The organism is Thermomicrobiales bacterium, assembly GCA_023954495.1.
In the GTDB taxonomy this organism is placed as follows: domain Bacteria; phylum Chloroflexota; class Chloroflexia; order Thermomicrobiales; family CFX8; genus JAMLIA01.
Genome location: JAMLIA010000041.1, coordinates 1 through 18404 on the forward strand (window position 1 = coordinate 1; position 18404 = coordinate 18404).

Consider the following 18404-nt stretch of genomic DNA (forward strand, 5'->3'; position numbering starts at 1 on the left):
GATCGGGCTGGGTGGCATGGGTAGCGCCGCTGTGGCGCACCTCGCGATGCGCGGTCAGCAGGTGCTGGGACTGGAGCAGTTCGGGCGGCTGCACAAGCTGGGGTCGTCGCACGGTCATACCCGCATCATCCGCGAGGCCTATTTCGAAGCGCCCGAATACGTCCCGCTCGTACAGCGCGCCTATGTCCTCTGGCGCGAGCTGGAGGCGGCCACCGAGCGCGACCTGCTGACGATCACCGGCGGGCTGACGATCGGCGCTCCCGATTCGAACTTCATCGAAGGTTCGCTGGAGAGCGCGAAGCTGCACGGACTGCCCTATGATCTCCTCGACCATCAGGCTGCCGAGGCGCGCTTCCCCGGACTGGCGCTGGGCGAGGGCCTGATGGCGGTCTACGAGCCGAACGCCGGCTTCCTGCGTCCAGAGGACTGCGTCGACGCGCACCTGATCGTGGCCGAACGTTATGGCGCTGACGTGCGGTTCGACACCGGCCCGGCGAGCTGGAAGGCCGATGGCGAGGGCGTGACTGTCACGGCTGGCGATGCGACCTTCCGGGCGGATCGGCTCGTCATTGCCGCCGGGCCGTGGTCGGCCGAGGTCATTCCTGATCTGTCACTGCCGCTGGAGGTTGAGCGGATCGTCAACATCCACGTCGAGCCGACCCAGCCGGACCTGTACAGTGCCGACCGCTTCCCGGTCTATCTCTTTCAGGTACCGGAGGGGCAGTACTACGGGTTCCCGGCGCTGCCGGGGCAGGGCGTGAAGATCGGTCGCCACGAGGGCGGTGAGATCACCAACGCGCACGACATCCGCCGCGAGGTTGACGACAGCGAGATCGCGACACTGCTGGCGGCGCTGGCGCGCTACCTGCCGGGCGCGGCCGGGAAGGTGACATCGAGCCTGACCTGCATGTACACGAACACGCCGGACGAGAATTTCATCATCGACCATCACCCCGGCGCGGAGCAGGTCACGATCGCCTGCGGCTTCTCCGGGCACGGCTACAAGTTCGCCAGCGCCATCGGCGAGGTGCTGGCCGACATGGCCATCGACGGACAGTCGCGGCACGACATCGACTTCCTGGCGCTGTCCCGCTTCGTCTAGAGCGCAAAAGAACGAGGGCTCCCAAGTGGAAGCCCTCGTTGATCGTGCCTTGGTGATGTTGCTCAGGCGCGTTGCTTGCGGGCCTTGTTGAGGTCGAGCTCGATGCCCGGCTTCGCCAGCGTCTTGATGCAGCGCGTGCAGGCGTTGACCTGCCGCAGCGTGCCATCGTCGAAGACGCGCGTCTTCTGGATATTGGGCTTGAACGGACGGTTCGTACGTCGCTTCGAGAAGCTGACGTTGCGTCCGAATGTAACGGTCTTACCGCAGATCTCGCATGTCCCGGCCATAACGTTCTCCCTGCTCCCTGTCCGGTTGTCCTGTTCCTCGAACCGACGGCCCGATCACGGGCGGGAAGAGACGTCGGCCACAACCCGCAATGATACAGGAGTGTACGTGAAAGGGGCAATCAGTCGGACGAAGCATTCGCCGGAGGGGCGGCGAGCTTGACGTAGCGGCGGACGCTCATGCGGTTGCGCGAGTCGTCGGCCAGCCCCAGCAGCAGGAGCAACTGCTCCTCTTCGGCACCCTCGCGAGCTTGCTCGACGGCGTAGGTGTCGCGCAGCGTCTGCGGCGAGATCTGCTTGCTGATGCCGGCAGCACGCGCCACACGCTCGACGAGCTTGTTGACCGATTGTGGCAGCAGCTCGAACAGCCGGTCTTCCGGGGCGTAGTCCTCGATGTAGCGCTCGTAGAGCGCGGTGAGATCCGGACCGGCTGCGAGCTTGCGCTCCTTCGCTGCCCAGCGTGGGTTCTCGTAGAACACGTAGACGATCGGCGCGTCGGGGTCGCTGAAGTCGATGTGGTCGCGGCGCAGCGCCAGAAGCTCGCCGCGCGACAGGCCCAGGTTCAGCAGCAGCCAGACAATCAGTGCCGAGCGAGACGAATCGTTGGCTGCCGCGTCGAGGATCGCCTGCTGCTCAGCCTCGAAGAGCGGGCGCGGCGTCTTCAGCGGGATGTGGTCGGGATAGAACGATTCGGTTGGGTCGGCTTCGAGCATCTTCGCGCTCTGTACCAGCCACTTGAACAGCTGGCTAACCGAGGTGAGCCGTCGCTTGCGGGTCGAGCGCGTCTGCGCCTCGCCGAGGTAGTGCGCGATGTCGCGCGCCGTAACAGCATCGATCTGCTTTGGCCCGACAACTTGCTCGAAGATCGCGAGATCGTAAATGTATGACTCGACCGTATTCTTGGGGTGCTGCGCCTGCTCAAGCGCACGCCGGAACCAGTAGCGTGCAATCGGCAAGCTTGACTGCGGCGTCAGCGCAGCGACGCTGGCGATTTTCGGGGCATAGCTACTGCGGGCAACAACGTCGAACAGCGGTGGTTGTGACAAACCCATCGGCTGATCGTGATCGTGTGCATTATCGTGTTGGTCAGCCATCGCACTTCCCCGTTCGGCGGTCTGCGCAATGCGGCCACTGTACCGGAACATGTGTTCGACTGTCAATTGCCCGAGGATCCGATTTGTGGGCAACAGCCGATCTACGAGAGGACGAGAGAGCACCTGATGACAACGCGGCGAACATTCCTGAAGCGGTCGGTTGCAGCTGGCGCAGTAGTCGCGTTGGGCGGGAAACTTGGGCTGCCCCGGATGACGCGATTGAACGCCGAGGCGCAGAACGCCTTTTCGCCGGCGCAGCTGGCCGGGCAGCGCGTCATCTTCTCCTACTCGGGGACGAGCGTTCCAGAGTCGCTGCTGGAGCAGATCCGCGCTGGTGCGGCCGGCGGGGTGATCTTCTTCGGCGAAAACATCGTCGATCGGAACCAGATCGCCGGGGTGGTCGCACAGCTCGCGGCAGCCCAGCAGGCCAGCCCGATGACCGCCCCGCTGCTGCTGATGACCGATCAGGAGGGCGGGCTGGTCCGCCGTCTGCCCGGTCCGCCGGACGAGTCGGCGCGCGACATCGGGCTGTCGGGCGATCCGGCCGGTGCAGCCAGCGCGGCCGGGACGGCTGCCGGAGAGAATCTCGCTGGTGTCGGGATGAATGTGAACCTCGCGCCGGTGCTGGATGTGTTTCGCGAGGCAGGCGGGTTCGACGATCAGTTCGGGCGCTCGTTCAGCGATGATCCGGACGTGGTCGCGACCTGCGGCGCTGCATTCATCGCGGCCCAGCAAGCTGCTGGGGTTGCTGCGACGGCCAAGCACTTCCCCGGGCTGGGCGCGGCCAGCGCCGACGAGAACACCGATCTCGGGCCGGTGACCTTGCCGGTCAGCCTGGACGCACTACGGTCGATCGACGAGGCACCGTATCCGGCTGCGTTTCAGGCCGGGGTGAAGCTCGTTATGCTCTCGTGGGCGGTCTATCCGGAACTGGATGGCTCGCGTCCGGCCGGCCTGTCGCGCGCCATCGTGACCGACGAGCTGCGCGGCCGACTCGGGTTTGCGGGTGTGACGATCACCGACGCGCTGGAGGCCGGCGCGGTGACGGCAGTTGGCTCGCAGGAGGAGTGCGCCGTGCTTGCCGCCGAGGCCGGCATGGACATCATCCTCTGCTCGGGCCGAGACGTTGGGCAGGGGCAGAGGGCCGCTGCGGCCCTGGCAAACGCGCTCGATGCGGGTCGGCTGGATGCCGGGGCGTTTGGCGCAGCCATCGGGCGTGTCAACACACTGCGCGAGTCGCTGGCACCGGGTCGCTTCTTCCCCGAGACCGGCCATACGGTGCGCGGTTCGTTCCTGGATTACTGGAACACATACGGCGGTCTGGCCGTTTTCGGCTTCCCGATCACTGATGAGGACGTCGATAGCTCAACCGGCTTCCTGACGCAGTACTTCGAGCGCGCCCGGCTGGAGTGGCACCCGGGCGAATGGGCCGAGCGCTTCGACATCGAGCTGGGCCTGCTGGGTGTCGAGATCGCCGAGCGCCACGGATTGCTCAGCACCGACCCGTTCCGCCCGGTCGATGGGCACGACGACGCCAACTGCACCTTCTTCCCGGCGACTGGCCACCGCCTCTGCTTCGGCTTCCGCAGTTTCTGGGAGGAGCATGGCGGTCTGGCGATCTTCGGCTACCCGATCAGCGAGGAGTACGCCGATTCCGAGACGGGCTACACCGTGCAGTACTTCGAACGTCAGCGCTTCGAATACCACCCCGAGAACCCGCCCGAGTGGCAGGTACTCGGAGGCCTGCTCGGCAGCGAGGTGCTGGAGTCCTGAGCGGCGGGACGCTCACGTCACCAGTCACCGAGAAACTCAAGATCGGCAACCACCCCCTTCACCTGTCATCTTGAGGTCGCAACCGAAAGATCTCCCACCCGTTCGACTCAGCCCGACGTTGGGGGAGATTTCTCGCGTGCGCGCTCGAAATGACAGGATGCAGGGCGGGCTGTCGGATCAGACTGCTCGCCATTGACGGCCCATCGGATTGGACTGCTCTCCCCTACCTGCAATGATGCTCCGCCGGAAGCTGCTCAGACGATCGGCGTGAGCGCGTGCTGCGGTTGGCGGCCGTGCGCGTCGAGGCGGTCGGCCAGACGGTGGACAGCGATGGACAGGCGTCGCACGCCCTCGATGATCTCGTCATCGGGCGGCAGCGTGAAGTTGAGGCGCATGTCGAAACGCCCGCGACCCGACGCCGCATCGACGTGGAATGACTCGCCGGGGGCAAAGACGACGCCCTCGCGAGCTGCCTCGGGCAGCAGGTCGCGGACCCGGATGCCCTCGGCGAGGCGACACCAGAGGTAGATGCCACCCTCGGGCCGGTTCGCCGTGACCAGGCCGCCGCAGTATTCCTCCAGCGCAGCCAGCATCCGGTCGCGCCGTAGCGGGTAGGCGGCATTCACCCGTGCCAGGTGCGATTCGATCAGGCCACGCGCGAAGAACGCCCAGACGACGCGCTGGGCCAGCGCGTTGGTGTCCAGATCGACGAGCTGCTTCATCAGCGTCAAGCGTTCGGCGACCGGCTTCGGCGCAGCAACCCAGCCGATGCGAAAGCCGGGGAAGAGCATCTTCGACACGGTCGAGAGGTAGATCACGTTCGAGCGTCCCTCGGCCTGATCGATGGCGGCCAGCGGCGGCAGCGCGCGGCCATCAAAGCGCAGCGCACCGTAGGGGTCGTCCTCGACAATCGGGATTTGGTAGCGCGCCGCAAGGTCGAGCAGGCGGAGCCGTCGGCCCATCGACATCACCGCGCCGCTGGGGTTCTGGAACGTCGGCAGTGTGTAAATCAGCTTCGGCTGCCGACGCGGCAGAATCTCCTGCAACAGATCGACCTGCATGCCGTCCTGATCGACCGGGATGGTCAGCAATCGCGCACCGGCAGCGCGAAAGACCTGGGCCGCACCAAGGTAGGTCGGCGACTCCAGAATGACCAGATCGCCCGGATCAATTAGCGTCCTCGCCAACAGATACAGGCCCTGCTGCGACCCAGCTGCGACGACGATGTGCGCCGGATCGACCTGCGTGTTTACCCCGGCGGCTGCGGCGGTCTGCGCCATCCAGCGCGACAGCTCCTCGCGCAGTGGCGAGTAGCCCTCAGTCGGTGTGTGCTGCAGGAGCGTCTGCCCGGCGTTGCCGAGCGCCTCGTCGAAGAGCTCGCGGATTTCCGAGATGGGATACAGCTCAGGCGAAGGGATGCCGGTCGCCAGACGGATGACATCTGGTCGGGCCGAGACGGTCATCGCGTCGCGCAGAAGGGCGTCGTCCATGACATCGGTAGTCGGCGTGAACAACTGCGCCCAGGGGATCGGCGTCGAGCGCGGGCGTCCGGTGTCGGTTATCGTGCCTGCTGCACCATCCGAAGCGTGCGTTCGCGTCGTCCAACCGTTCGCGTTGAGCAGCTCGGGGTCTTCATCGGGCGAGCCGTGGATCACGACTGTGCCGCGCCCGACCTGACCGGCCACCAGACCATCGGCCGCAAGCTCACGATAGGCGTTCACGACAGTCGTCCGGTTCACGCCGAGCAGCTTGGCCAGCCGTCGTTCCGGCGGCAGCCGCCCCCCGGTTGGTGGATCACCGTCCAAAATGGATTGGCGGAGCTGTTGCGCGATCTGAAGGTAGATCGGGACGGCGCATTCGCGATCAAGTGTGACGTGCATGCGGGTGCTCCTCGCAGTTTCCCATCCGAATGGGGGAGTCCAATGTCAGCCATTGTGGCATGTGAGACACCGTCGCGGCCAGTGCAATCGACGGTTGGCTGGCCTGTTCGGTACTGCTTGTGCGTTGTGCACAGTTCGGTTGTATATTCGACGCGACGAAGCAGTACGGACACGACGGGCCGACGCATGGCGGACATCACGATCGACGACATCCTGCACTGGCAACGCGGCCTGACCTATCGCGCGCCACTCGGTCGGGCGGCCGGCGACGGCATTGAGAGCAGCGTCTCCTGGGCAGTGACGATCCGCGCTGCCGCGCCGATTCTGCCGCCCTTGCGCGGCGGCGAGATCGTTGTCGCGCCACCGCGCCTGCTGGATCAGGTGCGCGAGTCGGAGATGGTCGATAGCGCGACCCTGGTGCGCGCGTTGGCAGGACAGCCAATCGCCGCGCTGATGGTCGATCCGACGTTCAGCGAGACCGCCGTCGATGTGCCGCTGCTGGTCAGTAGCGGCTCGTTCCCGCAGGCCGCCGAGGCGACGCTGAATCGCCTGATCATCGAGCGGCGCGCCGAGCTCTACCGCATCGGCTCGGACTTGTCCCGCGCGTTGTCGACCGCCACAGTCTCGGGTGCCGGTCTGGACCATTTGCTCGACACGGTGCGCGATGTCATTAGCCGCCCGCTCATGCTGGTTGAGGCGAACGGCGCGATCTCGGCGCGCTCGGACGACGCGCCGGACGAGGTTCCGCTGGTGACTGACGACCTCGCGGCGGCGCTGCGTGCTGGTGGTCAGCGGAGAGTGCAGGGTCCAACTGGTCGCTCGTGGCTGATCCAGCCGATCCGCCCAAGCCGGGATGACGGTCGGCGCGAGATGGTGCTGCTGGTCGGGCTGGCCCCGGACACCTCAACCGAGCCGGAGCGGCTGGCTGCGACGCAGAGCGCGGCGACGCTGGAGCTGGTGCTGACCCGCGCGATCGAGGCTGGCGGGGCAGGACGCGAGTGGAGTGGCCGCGAACCGCTCGTCGCCGAGCTGTTGACCGGACGGCTGACGAATCGCGTCGCAGCTGAGAGTCGCGCACGACTGATCGGGCTGGACCCGACTGAACCGCTGCGCGTCGCGCTGTTCGGCTCGCCGACGCCCGGTCTGCCGCACCGCGTCCGGTCAGCGCTCTCCGATCAGCGCGGTCGGGCGACGGCGGCGTTGGGCGAGCACGAGTTTGCCGTCCTGTCGACCGACGAACCGCGGCTGGGCGTTTTGCTCAGCGATCTGACGGTGGCGCTGCGTCGTGTGCAGCGTGGCGACCCGGATGTGCATGTCGTTGTCAGCGAGCCGGTGCTGTCGGTTGGGCAGGCTGAGACGGCGTTGGCGCAGGCGCGGGTCCTGGCGCGTTTGACCCGCGACGCCAGACGGGATGGGACAGTTGTGCGGGCTGATGAGCCGGAGCGGCTCGGACTGTTCGGCCTGCTCCTGCCGATCGCCGCCGGCACCGAAACGACGGCTGCCGATCTCCGGCTGCGCCTGGAGCGTTTTGCCGACGCCGTGATCGGTCCGCTGGAGCAGCAGGACGATCGTCGCCACAGCCATCTGGTCGAGACGGTCGATGCCTGGCTGGCGCACGCTGGTACGCTCGCACCGACCGCCGAGGCGCTGAGCATCCACCGCAACACGCTCGCCTATCGCCTGCAGCGCGTGACGGACGTCACCGGCTACGACCTCGACGACGCCAGGATCCGCTACACGCTGCGGCTGGCGCTGGACGTGCGACGCCTGCTCGCCGCCGACTGATCGTTGCCTGCCTGCATGCTACGATGCCGTGATGTGGCACCGTGCCTGAGGGTCCACCCGGGACTCACCACCATATTGGAGGAGATGCGTGAAGAGCGAAACGCGAGCATTTCTCGATCGGTTGCTGGTCACCGCCAGCCCGTCCGGCTTCGAGAATGAAGCAGCGCGGATCTGGCGTGCTGAGGCGGAGACGTTCGCCGACGAGGTCGTTGTCGATGTGATGGGCAACTCGTTCGCGCGCCTCAAGGGCGACGGACCGACCGTCATGATCGAGGGGCACATCGACGAGATCGGCGTGATGATCTCGCATATCGACGATAACGGGTTCCTCTGGTTCCAGCCGATCGGCGGCTGGGACGATCAGGTGCTGGTCGGGCAGCGCATTCGTGTGCTGGGCAGCGGCGGCACCGTCGTCGGCGTGATCGGCAAGAAGCCGCGGCATCAGATGACCGAAGAGGACATGAACCGCGTGTCGAAGATCCGCACGCTCTGGATCGACATCGGTGCGCGCGATGCCGAGGACGCTCGCTCGAAGGTGTCGGTCGGCGATGCTGGCGTGATCGAGCAGCCGCTCATCGATCTGGGCGACGACCTGATCGCCTCGCGCGGGCTGGATAACCGGGTCGGCGCGTTCGTCGCGCTGGAGGCGCTGCGTCTGCTCGCCGAGGGCGAGCGACCGGCGGCGGATGTCTGGGCGGTCGCGGCGGTGCAGGAGGAGATCACCTTCGGTGGCGCGCACACGAGCGCATTCCACCTCGATCCGGCGGTGGCGATTGTGCTGGACGTGACCCACGCGACCGATCATCCCGAGGCTGACATTCGTGGCAACGGCATCTGCAAGATCGGCGGCGGTCCGGCGCTGGCGCGGGGATCGGCGGTGCATCCGATCGTCCATCAGCGGCTGGTCGAGGCTGGCCGGGCGGAAAGCATCCCGCACTGCATCGAAGCGACGCCGCGACGCACCGGTACGGACGCCGACGCGATCGCCTACGAGCGCGCCGGTATCCCCTGCGGCCTGGTGTCGATCCCAAACCGCTACATGCATTCGCCGAGTGAGATCGTGAGCCTGACCGATCTGGACAACTGCGCCGCGATCATCGCCGCGTTTACCCGTCGGTTCAACGCCGACGTAGACCTGCGTCGCGTCTGACACAGTGGGGGCCGGTATGCAGTATCCGGCCCCGTTCCCCGGTAGTTACCTGCAATTGACCGTCTTGCCATTGTCAGCGCTGGTGAAATTCGTTGGATCACCGCCTCACCGCACGCGACGACCAGATTGGCGACGAGAGTCAGTGCGACCGTCGGGATCAACAATCTCATCGACGTCCTCCATCGCAATGCTGACTCGACGTTGTCGACTGAGAGACGACAGCGCGGGCACCGTCTCTGTTGCGATGAATTGGCCGGTGCGGAATGTCAACACGGTGTCAATCAATGGATCTGTCCAGGCCTGTGATCCGGCAATGCGAGAGCTAGCGGGTGCTCAACTTCAGCTCCATCTCGACTCGCAGATTGCTGCTGAAGATATCTACTGCGAGCGTTTCGTTCAGGATCGATGCGGCTTCGGACGCAAAGCTCCCGTCTACATGGTCCAGCTCAACGTCGTAGCGGTCGTGATGGTCGTGCTTCGAGTGACCAAGGCTGAGATCGAACAATCGCACGCGTTGTCCAGCGACCTCGCCGGTCATCACACGGCCGTCGAGATCGGTCACGAGGTTGCTGAACTGCACCGTCCCATTTGATGTCGAGAACGCGACACCGCCATCATGTTGAATCTGCCCTGTTATGGCTTGCGGATCGATGGTCCCGGAGACGGCCGGTAACTCGATCTCATGGGGGCCATCCTGCCGCGCCGGATCGATTGCCTTGAACGACACCCCGGCGTTGTCGATGGTTCGTTCGTGCTGGTCGTCGATCTCGATCTCCATGTATCCCCCAGTCACTGTTGCCTGTGTTCCGGTTGATGGCACTGATGGAGCTGGTGACGCGGCCGCTGGCATGGTCGCCGTTGCTGCGCTGGTCGACTGCGTTGCGCTCGGAGGCGCAGTCGTGGATGTTACCGCTGGCGCGATTGTCGATGTGGTCATCGGTGTCAGTGTCGGAGTGCTGCCTCCGCCCACCATACAGCCTCCGACAAGCAGCAGGAACGGGGCAAGCAACAGTAGTCGAATATGCGCTCGTTGGGGTTGCATAGTGGCTCCACTCCTCGTGTTTGGTTTCGATGTTTGCAGCACATTTCATGCCACTTCTGGCCTATCGGTTGATGACTCTTGCCGAGCGGTGGTGACTCGTGCAGGGCTGCGGGAATGGATGGGCAATGGAGCGGCGCGAGCAGGGAGGTTGGCGAGAACAGTATCCGCAGTCAACGCCTCGTGGCGCTCGCCTGCGCGATTGCACCGGCCAGTTTATCGTCCGGGTTGGCGATCCAGTCTCGTGCCAATAGCTCCGCTGAGTTGCGATCACCAATCGCCAGCTCGCCGTCGATCACCAGCTCGCGCAGGCGCTCTTTCAGATGCTTGATCCAGATGCCGGGCGGCAGGTCGAACATCGCCATCAGCTCGTCCCCATCCAGCGGTGACTGCAGCGCGTCGAGCGATGCTTCCGCCTCCAGTCGCGCCGCGTGCTCGCGCAGCCCGGCCACGCGTCGGGCTGCCGCAGCTTGTCGGTCGGCTCGGGCGCTGGTGACGTCGGCGGCGGCCAGATCGAGCAGGTCCTCGAACGCATCGCCGGCTTCCAGCGCCAGGCGGCGGACAGCGGAGTCGGTCCAGTCGGGATCGTAGCCTGCACCACGCAAGTGCATCGCGACGAGAAGCGCGACGCGCTGCTCCAGCCAACGCTCCTGCTTGAGCCGCCGCAGTGTGCGGCGCGCCAGGTCGGCTCCGGCGATCTCGTGACCGAAGAAGTGAACTTCGCCACTGGGATCGACCGAGCGGGTCATCGGCTTGGCCGCATCGTGCAGCAGCGCTGCCCAACGCACGGCTAGCCGTGGCGGTGTCTGAGCGGCAACGCGGACGGTGTGGGCCCAGATATCCTTGTGCCGCGCGCCGATCGAATCGCGGTCGTCCTCGGCCATCGGTTGCACTTCCGGCAGCACCCAGCGGATCAGGTCAGCTTCGTGGAGCGCCCACAGCCCGTCAGTCACGTGCTCACTGGTGAGCAGGCGATTCAGCTCGGCGGCGATCCGTTCGCGGCTGATGCGCTCCAACGACGACCCCTGCTCGCGCATGGCAGCGAGCGTGGACGGCGCGATCGTGAAACCGAGCTGGGCCGCGAAGCGCGCTGCCCGCAGGATCCGCAGCGGATCCTCATGAAAGCGCTCGGCGGCGTCACCGACGGCGACGATCTCTCGGCGGCCCAGGTCAGCGATACCCCCGAACGGATCGATCAGCGCGCCGTCACGCGGGTCGAGCGCCATCGCGTTGATCGTGAAGTCGCGCCGCGACAGGTCGTCACGCAGCGAAACGTTGTGCGAGACGGTCGGGCGGCGATCCTCGGTCAGGTACGTCTCGCTGCGGTAGGTCGTGACCTCGACGACGATGTCCGGCTCGTCCTGTGCCTGGAAGACGAACCCGATCGTTCCGAACTGCTCGCCGATGCTGAAGGTCGCGTCCGGCTTTGCGCCTGCTCCGGCTTGCTTTGTCTGCTCCGGTGCCGCCGACGTTGTGAAATCGAGGTCCGCCTGACCGCGCCCAAGCAGCAGGTCGCGGACAATCCCGCCAACGAGGAACAGCTCGAATCCGGACTCGTCGAATGCGTCGGTCAGCCGCTGCACAATGTCGAGCTCGCGCTCTGGCAACCGCTCAATCAGCTCGGGCAATCTGACGTGGGCATCACTCACTCGCGCCACGCTCCTCTCCGCGCCAAGTCTAATGGACGCGAGGTGCGAGGCGAGATGCGATTCGTGTTTCCGGTCGCCGTCATTTGATGTCGGATCAGCGCTCGTGGCGAGTTGCGGTGATGCCGGAGGGGTGGGTGAAGCACCCACCCCCCTGACATCGTCGTTGGACAAGGCGTGCGCTACGAGAGCCTGTCGCCGTTGGGCCAGTTACTGGATGTAGCCACCACCAGACCAGTCGTATTCGAGAAGAACTGTCATCTGGGCTCCGCCACTGATGCTGGAATTCTTGCCGGACGCCGTATTGCTGTAGCCCCCGGAGACGCTGGCAGACTCGTTGTTGGCCGTATTGGACGAGCCACCACTCACACTGGCGTACGCGGCGTCGGTTGAGTTATCTCGCCCACCGCTGATGCTGGCCGCCGAGCCATCGGCTTCGTTCTGGGTGCCACCGCTAACGCTGGAGTAGTTACCGATGGCGGTGTTGAGGAATCCACTGTTGATGCTGGAGAAGTCACCGCTGGCGGTGTTTCCCTCGCCACCTCCGACGCTGGAGTAATTGCCGATGGCGGTGTTGAGGGATCCACTGTTGATGCTGGAGAAGTCACCGCTGGCGGTGTTTCCCTCGCCACCGGCCACGCTCGCGTGATTGCCACTGATGGTGTTGTTGTTCCCGGCAACAAACCCGCCGAAGGCTTCGTAGGCATTCTCGGTCCCCAGCACGATGTTATGGGATCCGGTGCGAACTGCTGAGTCATCGGCGCGTTGCTCGTTGTAGCCGATGATCAGATTGCCTTTGCCGTTCTTCTCATCGGTAGCACCCAGACCATTCACGATCTGGACATTGCAACCGGTGAAGAGCGCGTCGCCATCATCGGTCGTCGACAAACAACCCGGTACCTTCGCATCAAGAGCGGCGATCATGCCCTCTGCTGCTTCAAGTTGCGTTTGCAACCCACCGATGGTCGTCTGTTGCTCGGAGACGGTGCCTTCGAGGCTATTGATCGATTCCTGCTGGTCACGAACGGTCTGCTCCAGAGCAGATAGCCGTGCTTCCAGGTTGCTTATCCCTGTGGCACTCATGAGAGTGAGCGGCTGCTCACTGCGGAGGCATCTGCCGGGGTCACGCTCGTAGCGCATCGTCCCGCGTGGTGGTGTCACGCAGACATTGACAGTCGCGCCGGTCGCTGGCGGGCCGCTGGCCAGCGCACTCCGCACCCCCAGCCCAATGATGACGGCCAAAGCCATTGCGATGATGGTCCCCAGGACGATTGTGAAGCTGCGCAACGGTAGGACTCGCATCGTCAAACCCGCCATGACACGACCTCTTCTTCGATTGCCGGCAGTGGTAGCAGACGGCATAACAGAAAACGTGATTCACCCGTCACGAATAGAGGTAGGCTATGTGAAGAATGGCAAACGGTCAACGGAGAACGCGCGCAAAATCTGGTACTGTGCAGAAGAAGTTGCGTTTTCGATAATAAGCACAGCGCCTATCCCCGCGCATGACCGATCTGCTCATGTCTCATCGGCACGGCTAAGCCGGTCGACCCGGGCTTTCACAGCTGTTTTCTCTCGAACCGCTTTATATTCGCACGTACGATGACGAGGCGGCCGCTGATACCTTCGGGACATGACCGGGCTTGTCCATCGCGGGGTGCCAACGCCCAAGGGGCACTCGGGTCATGCCGATCACCCGTGCGCCGGATGACGCCAACTTCGAGAAACCGCCACCCCGCTGGCCTCAAAATGTAGGGGCGTATCGCATACGCCCGGCCGGAAACACGACCATCCTGGATGGGCACCTGGACACCGTGGCTGCCGACCGAAACGGGTCAGGGCCGAACGGGCGTATGCGATACGCCCCTACATTTTGCAGGCTGATGTGACGCCCCTGCGTCGGGCCGTTGGCATCCGGCACGGGAGGGTCGCCTCACGGCGAGGACAGGCCGGGTCCTGTCCGTACGAAATGTTTGCGCGCCGCTCTTCCAACCAACCGCTGTGCGTCTGTGCACAGGAGTGTCGCCTCCCGGCGATGACAGCGCCAGCACTGTCCTACGCCAGGACCAATCACTCCCTTATGGGCGGGTCGGCCGGGACGGTGATGCTGGCTTGCTGGGTCTCGGTCCAGCGGCCCATCGCGCGGTACTTGGCGTAGCGCGCCTGAAGCAGCGGTTGTGGCCCGTCGGTGGTAAGCGTGGACAACTCGTCGAGGTGGCGTTCGATGGCGTCGCCGACGGCGTTGATCGTGGTGGCCGGGTCTTCGTGGGCCGGTGTCGGCTCGGGGATGACGTCGTCGACCAGACCGAAGGAGCGCAGGTCGGGCGCGGTCACGCCCATTGCGGCGGCGGCTTCCGGTGCGCGGGCAGCGTCTTTCCAGAGAATCGCAGCTGCGGCCTCGGGTGAGGCGACGGAATAGACGGAGTTCTCCAGCATGAGCACACGGTCGGCGACGCCGATTGCCAGCGCGCCGCCGCTGCCGCCTTCGCCGATGACGACGGAAATGATCGGCGTTTCCAGCGTTGCCATGACGTAGATGTTGTCGGCGATGGCAAACGCCTGGCCGCCCTCTTCGGAGGCGAGGCCCGGGTCTGCGCCCGGTGTGTCGACAAAGGTGATGACCGGGAAGCGGAACTTCTCGGCGTGGCGCATCAGGCGGAGCGCCTTGCGGTAGCCGGTCGGCTTCGGCATGCCGAAGTTGCGGGCGATGTTTTCCTTTGTGTTCTCGCCCTTCTGGTGGCCGATGATCATGACGCTGCGGCCACGGAAGTGGGCAAGTCCGCCAACCAGCGCCTGATCGTCGCCAGCGGCGCGGTCGCCGTGGAACTCGACGAAATCAGCGCAGAGCTGGTTGACATAGTGCAGCGTGTGCGGTCGCGCGGCGTTGCGCGCGATCTGGACACGATCCCACGGGCTCAGCCCATCAGTCTCAGGCATCAGCCACTCCGGCGGTGAGTCGCTCTGGTGGCACGAGGCAACCGGCAGCCTGCTGGTAAATGTTCATCAGCAGGTTGATCGATGCCTTGAGTGCCGAGCGGGGTACAACCTGGTCGATCATGCCGTGCTCCAGCAGGAACTCGGCAGTCTGGAACCCTTCTGGCAACTTCTGTCGGATCGTCTGCTCGATGACCCGTGGCCCGGCGAAGCCGACGAGCGCGCCAGGTTCGGCGATGATGACGTCGGCCACGGTCGCGTAGGACGCGGTGACGCCGCCGTAGCACGGGTCGGTCAGGATCGCGATGTGCGGCAGGCGTTGCTCGGAGAGCTTGGTGAGCGCCGCAGTCGTCTTGGCCATCTGCATCAGCGAGAACAGCCCCTCCTGCATGCGTGCGCCGCCCGAGGCCGAGATGGTGATAAGGGGGTAGCAACCGGCGGCGGCCCGCTCGGATGCTCGCGCCAGCTTCTCGCCGTAGACCGACCCCATGCTGGCACCCATGAACGAGAAATCGGTGACGACGAGTGCAGCCGGTCGGCCACCAATTGCGATCTCGCCAGAGATGACCGCTTCGGAGACGCCGGATTTCGCGGTCGTCTTGTGCGCCTTTTCGGCGTAGGTTTCGTTATCGACGCTGAAGCCGAGCGGATCGTCCGGCACCAGCTCGGCGTCCCATTCGATGAAGCTGCCCGGGTCCGCCATGAGCTCGATGCGCTCGCGTGCGGCGAGGCGGAAATGGTAGCCGCAACGCTGGCAGACGCGATGGCCGTGCAGATGCTCTTTGTTGTAGGCCAACTCGCCGCACTTGGGGCACTTGACCCAGAGGTCATTCGGCACCTGTGAGCGGGCATCCTCTTCGTCGGATGTCGTAAAGCGTGGCTGGCGGCGGAAGAGTTCTCTCATTGTGGTTCCGGGATATCCTTGCCGGCGCACGGTGGCACGATTATCGCCTCCCGTTGTCCGGGTGTCGGCGGGCGGCAGTATAGCATAGCATCGGTCGTGTTCCCGTCTGCGTGTCGCGGTACAGCCAACTATCGTCTATCCTCGTAGCAGGTGGTACGGCTGGGGCGAAGGGAGAGCGGATATGCCGTCGCTCGAACGCGAGAAGACCGTTGCGATGATCCTTGCCGGTGGTCAGGGGGAGCGCCTGAGCGTGCTCTCGCGCCAGCGGGCCAAGCCCGCCGTGATGTTCGCCGGGAAGTACCGGATCATCGACTTCGCACTGTCGAACTGCGTCAACTCGGGGATCTACGATGTTGCAGTTCTGACGCAGTATCGCCCGCACTCGCTCAACGACCACATCGGCCACGGCCGCCCGTGGGACCTTGACCGCGCGACCGGCGGCGTTCACGTGCTGCAACCGTACCTGGGGCGTGCGCGATCCGACTGGTATCGCGGGACGGCGGACGCGATCTATCACAACCTGTTCTACGTGCAGGAGTCGCGCGCGACCGATGTGCTGATCCTTTCCGGCGACCACGTTTACGCGATGGACTTTCGCCCGATGCTGGCACGTCATCGCGAGTTGAACGCCGATGTCACCGTCGCCGTTCAGCCGGTGCCGTGGGAGGACGCCAGCCGGTTCGGCGTGATGACGACGGACGACGAAGATTGCATCATCGACTTTGACGAAAAGCCGGCCGAGCCGCGCTCCAACCTCGCCTCGATGGGTGTCTACGTCTTCAAGGCCGAGGTGCTGCTGGATGTCTTTCGCCGGCCGGACAGCAACCTGTCGATGATTGACTTTGGCCACGAGGTGATCCCGTTCCTGATCGGTGATGGGAACGTCTACGCGCATCGGTTCGCCGAATACTGGCGCGATGTCGGGACGCTGCAGTCGTACTGGGAAGCCAACATGGAGCAGCTGGAGGATGTGCCCGGCCTGAATCTGTACAACCCGGACTGGCGCATTCACACCCGCAGTGAGGAGCGGCCACCGACGAAGATCATGGACGGCTCGCACGTCTCACGCGCGCTGCTCTCGAACGGCTGTATCGTGATTCGTGGCGAGGTCTATCACTCAGTGCTGTCGCCGGGTGTGATCGTCCATGAAGGGGCGATCGTCCGCGACTCGATCATCATGACCGATACGGTGATCGGGCCCGGTGCCGTCATTGACCGCTGCATTATTGATAAGGCCGTACACATTGGGGCCGGCACGCATCTCGGCGTTGGCGATGATTACGCGCCGAACTGGCTGGAGCCATCGCGCCTGAACACCGGGTTGACGATCGTTGGTCGGGGGGCCAGCGTTCCGGCCCGGGTCACCGCCGGTCGGAACGTTCTGATCGCGCCGGATATCGATGAGACCGCGTTCGAGTCGCTGGAGATCGTCAGTGGGGAGACGATCGACCCGAATGTGCCGATCTGGTCGTGAGCAGTACCACGTGGAGCAACGCGCTCCGGCAATCTGCCTTGAGCCGCGCTGGACATCGTGGCACAGTTGTCGATGTGCTGCGCTACGAGGTGAATTGGTGCGCGATACCTGAGTGATGGTGCCCCGGTATCGGCAAGAGGCACATGCGGTATTTACGCAAATAGCACTCTGATCGCATCTCGTAGCAGCGTACGTACCAACATGATGGGGGAGTTGTTGGTGATTGACTCTGCACTTCAATCTGGCTTGAACGCGGATCAGCGTCACATCGTTGATCTGGAACATATTCTGACGACATTGCCGGAATCAGACCGCGCCCGCTTTGCGCGGCTGTACGCGGTGCTGGCATCAGTCGGGCGGCTGGTGCCGCCGGAGCACATGCTGCGCTGGATCGACAGGTACTTCGGCAGTGCCGAGGCAGTGTCGGAGCAGCGCGTCATGCGGGTCACGAACCGCTGGACGTTCGAAGGATCGCTGTTCAACGAACTGCGCGCCAAACGTCCGCTTGAGGCACGCATCCCGGCCGACCTGGCCGACGAGATCGCGCGGACCGCGCCGGATCCGTTCTGTGAGCCGGAGCTGAATACGCCGGCAGATGTCTTTGGCCGGATCGAGGGCAAGTACTCGATCAGCGCAAGCAACATCGCCAAGTACGACGGCTACCACGGCGTCGTCATCTTCCGCGAGCACGACCCGCTGGCGTTCACTGAGGCGTCGGTGCAGGATGCCTTCGACGTCGCAGTTCGCTGGCAGGAGAAGTGTCACAGCATCGACGCCGAGGCGATCTATCCGCTGATCATGTGGAACTGCCTCTGGAAGAGTGGCGCGTCGATCCCGCACGGCCACATGCAGGTGAGCCTGACCAAGGGCATGCACTACGGTCACATAGAGCGCCAACGCCGCGCCGGTGTTGAGTACGCAAAGACGCACCACGCAAACTACTACGACGATCTCTATCGCGTCCATGAAGCGCTCGACCTGGGCCGGACGTATAACGACGTCCGCGTGATGGCGCACGTCACTCCACTAAAGGAGAAAGAGTGCCTCCTGTTCGGTCGCGCGCTGGACGAGCAGTTCACCAGCACGGTCTATCAGGTGCTGAACTGCCTCACCGAGCAGCTGAACGTCGTGTCGTTCAACCTCGTCATCTGGCGGCCGCCGGTTGTTGAGACTGGTGAGGATTGGGCGGACTTCCCGGTGATCGCGCGCATCGTCGATCGTGGTGATCCGCTGAACCGCACTGCTGATTTCGGTGCGATGGAGCTCTACGCCTCCAGCGTCGTATCGAGCGATCCGTTCAAGGTGGCCAACGTCCTCTGGGATTGCCTCGACAGCTAAG

The 18404-nt window shown here is 64.6% G+C and carries 14 protein-coding genes; 6 read left to right on the plus strand and 8 right to left on the minus strand.

Translation table 11 applies throughout. From position 1 onward, the window contains the following. The first annotated feature begins 1 nt into the window (after window position 1). A complete protein-coding gene (gene solA / locus M9890_09290; protein ID MCO5177147.1) occupies window positions 2-1102 on the plus strand; it encodes an N-methyl-L-tryptophan oxidase in 1101 nt (366 codons plus the stop codon). 62 nt (window positions 1103-1164) lie between these two features. On the opposite strand, the gene rpmB is transcribed toward solA, so the two are convergent. After that, window positions 1165-1389 (minus strand): 50S ribosomal protein L28, encoded by a 225-nt coding sequence (rpmB, locus tag M9890_09295; protein MCO5177148.1) that lies wholly within the window; start codon window positions 1387-1389, stop codon window positions 1165-1167. 119 nt (window positions 1390-1508) lie between these two features. Beyond that, window positions 1509-2480 carry a tyrosine-type recombinase/integrase gene (locus M9890_09300; GenBank protein MCO5177149.1) on the minus strand — a complete coding sequence of 324 codons (972 nt, stop codon included), beginning with the start codon at window positions 2478-2480 and terminating at the stop codon, window positions 1509-1511. A 126-nt stretch (window positions 2481-2606) separates the two neighbouring features. Between M9890_09300 and M9890_09305 the strand changes: the two genes are divergently transcribed. Next, complete coding sequence (locus M9890_09305) at window positions 2607-4253, plus strand: hypothetical protein (GenBank protein ID MCO5177150.1); 1647 nt, start codon at window positions 2607-2609, stop codon at window positions 4251-4253. A gap of 254 nt (window positions 4254-4507) precedes the next feature. Here M9890_09305 and M9890_09310 read toward each other — a convergent pair whose 3' ends face one another. Then, complete coding sequence (locus M9890_09310; protein MCO5177151.1) at window positions 4508-6133, minus strand: PLP-dependent aminotransferase family protein; 1626 nt, start codon at window positions 6131-6133, stop codon at window positions 4508-4510. Between the two features lie 186 nt (window positions 6134-6319). On the opposite strand from M9890_09310, the gene M9890_09315 reads away from it, so the two are divergent. Both M9890_09315 and M9890_09320 read left to right on the plus strand, forming a co-directional pair. Further along, window positions 6320-7918: a helix-turn-helix domain-containing protein gene (locus M9890_09315; protein MCO5177152.1), complete on the plus strand. Its 1599-nt coding sequence runs from the start codon at window positions 6320-6322 to the stop codon at window positions 7916-7918. Window positions 7919-8006: 88 nt separating this feature from the next. Next, the gene (locus tag M9890_09320; protein MCO5177153.1) at window positions 8007-9068 is read left to right on the plus strand and encodes a M42 family metallopeptidase; all 1062 of its coding nucleotides are present in this window, start codon (window positions 8007-8009) and stop codon (window positions 9066-9068) included. A 322-nt stretch (window positions 9069-9390) separates the two neighbouring features. On the opposite strand, the gene M9890_09325 is transcribed toward M9890_09320, so the two are convergent. The 5 genes from M9890_09325 to accD form a co-directional block, all read right to left on the minus strand. Then, a complete protein-coding gene (locus M9890_09325; GenBank protein MCO5177154.1) occupies window positions 9391-9846 on the minus strand; it encodes a hypothetical protein in 456 nt (151 codons plus the stop codon). 434 nt (window positions 9847-10280) lie between these two features. After that, window positions 10281-11756 (minus strand): CCA tRNA nucleotidyltransferase, encoded by a 1476-nt coding sequence (locus M9890_09330; protein ID MCO5177155.1) that lies wholly within the window; start codon window positions 11754-11756, stop codon window positions 10281-10283. 207 nt (window positions 11757-11963) lie between these two features. Then, window positions 11964-13070 carry a hypothetical protein gene (locus M9890_09335; GenBank protein MCO5177156.1) on the minus strand — a complete coding sequence of 369 codons (1107 nt, stop codon included), beginning with the start codon at window positions 13068-13070 and terminating at the stop codon, window positions 11964-11966. Between the two features lie 753 nt (window positions 13071-13823). Next, entirely contained in the window at window positions 13824-14690 is an 867-nt protein-coding gene (locus tag M9890_09340; GenBank protein MCO5177157.1) for an acetyl-CoA carboxylase carboxyltransferase subunit alpha, read from the minus strand. After that, window positions 14683-15591, minus strand: a complete 909-nt coding sequence (accD, locus tag M9890_09345) for an acetyl-CoA carboxylase, carboxyltransferase subunit beta (GenBank protein MCO5177158.1) — start codon at window positions 15589-15591, stop codon at window positions 14683-14685. The genes M9890_09340 and accD overlap by 8 nt, the downstream gene beginning before the upstream one ends. Window positions 15592-15772: 181 nt before the next feature. On the opposite strand from accD, the gene M9890_09350 reads away from it, so the two are divergent. Then, the gene (locus M9890_09350) at window positions 15773-17065 is read left to right on the plus strand and encodes a glucose-1-phosphate adenylyltransferase (protein ID MCO5177159.1); all 1293 of its coding nucleotides are present in this window, start codon (window positions 15773-15775) and stop codon (window positions 17063-17065) included. Between the two features lie 219 nt (window positions 17066-17284). Next, a complete protein-coding gene (locus M9890_09355) occupies window positions 17285-18403 on the plus strand; it encodes a hypothetical protein (protein ID MCO5177160.1) in 1119 nt (372 codons plus the stop codon). Window position 18404 lies beyond the last annotated feature (1 nt).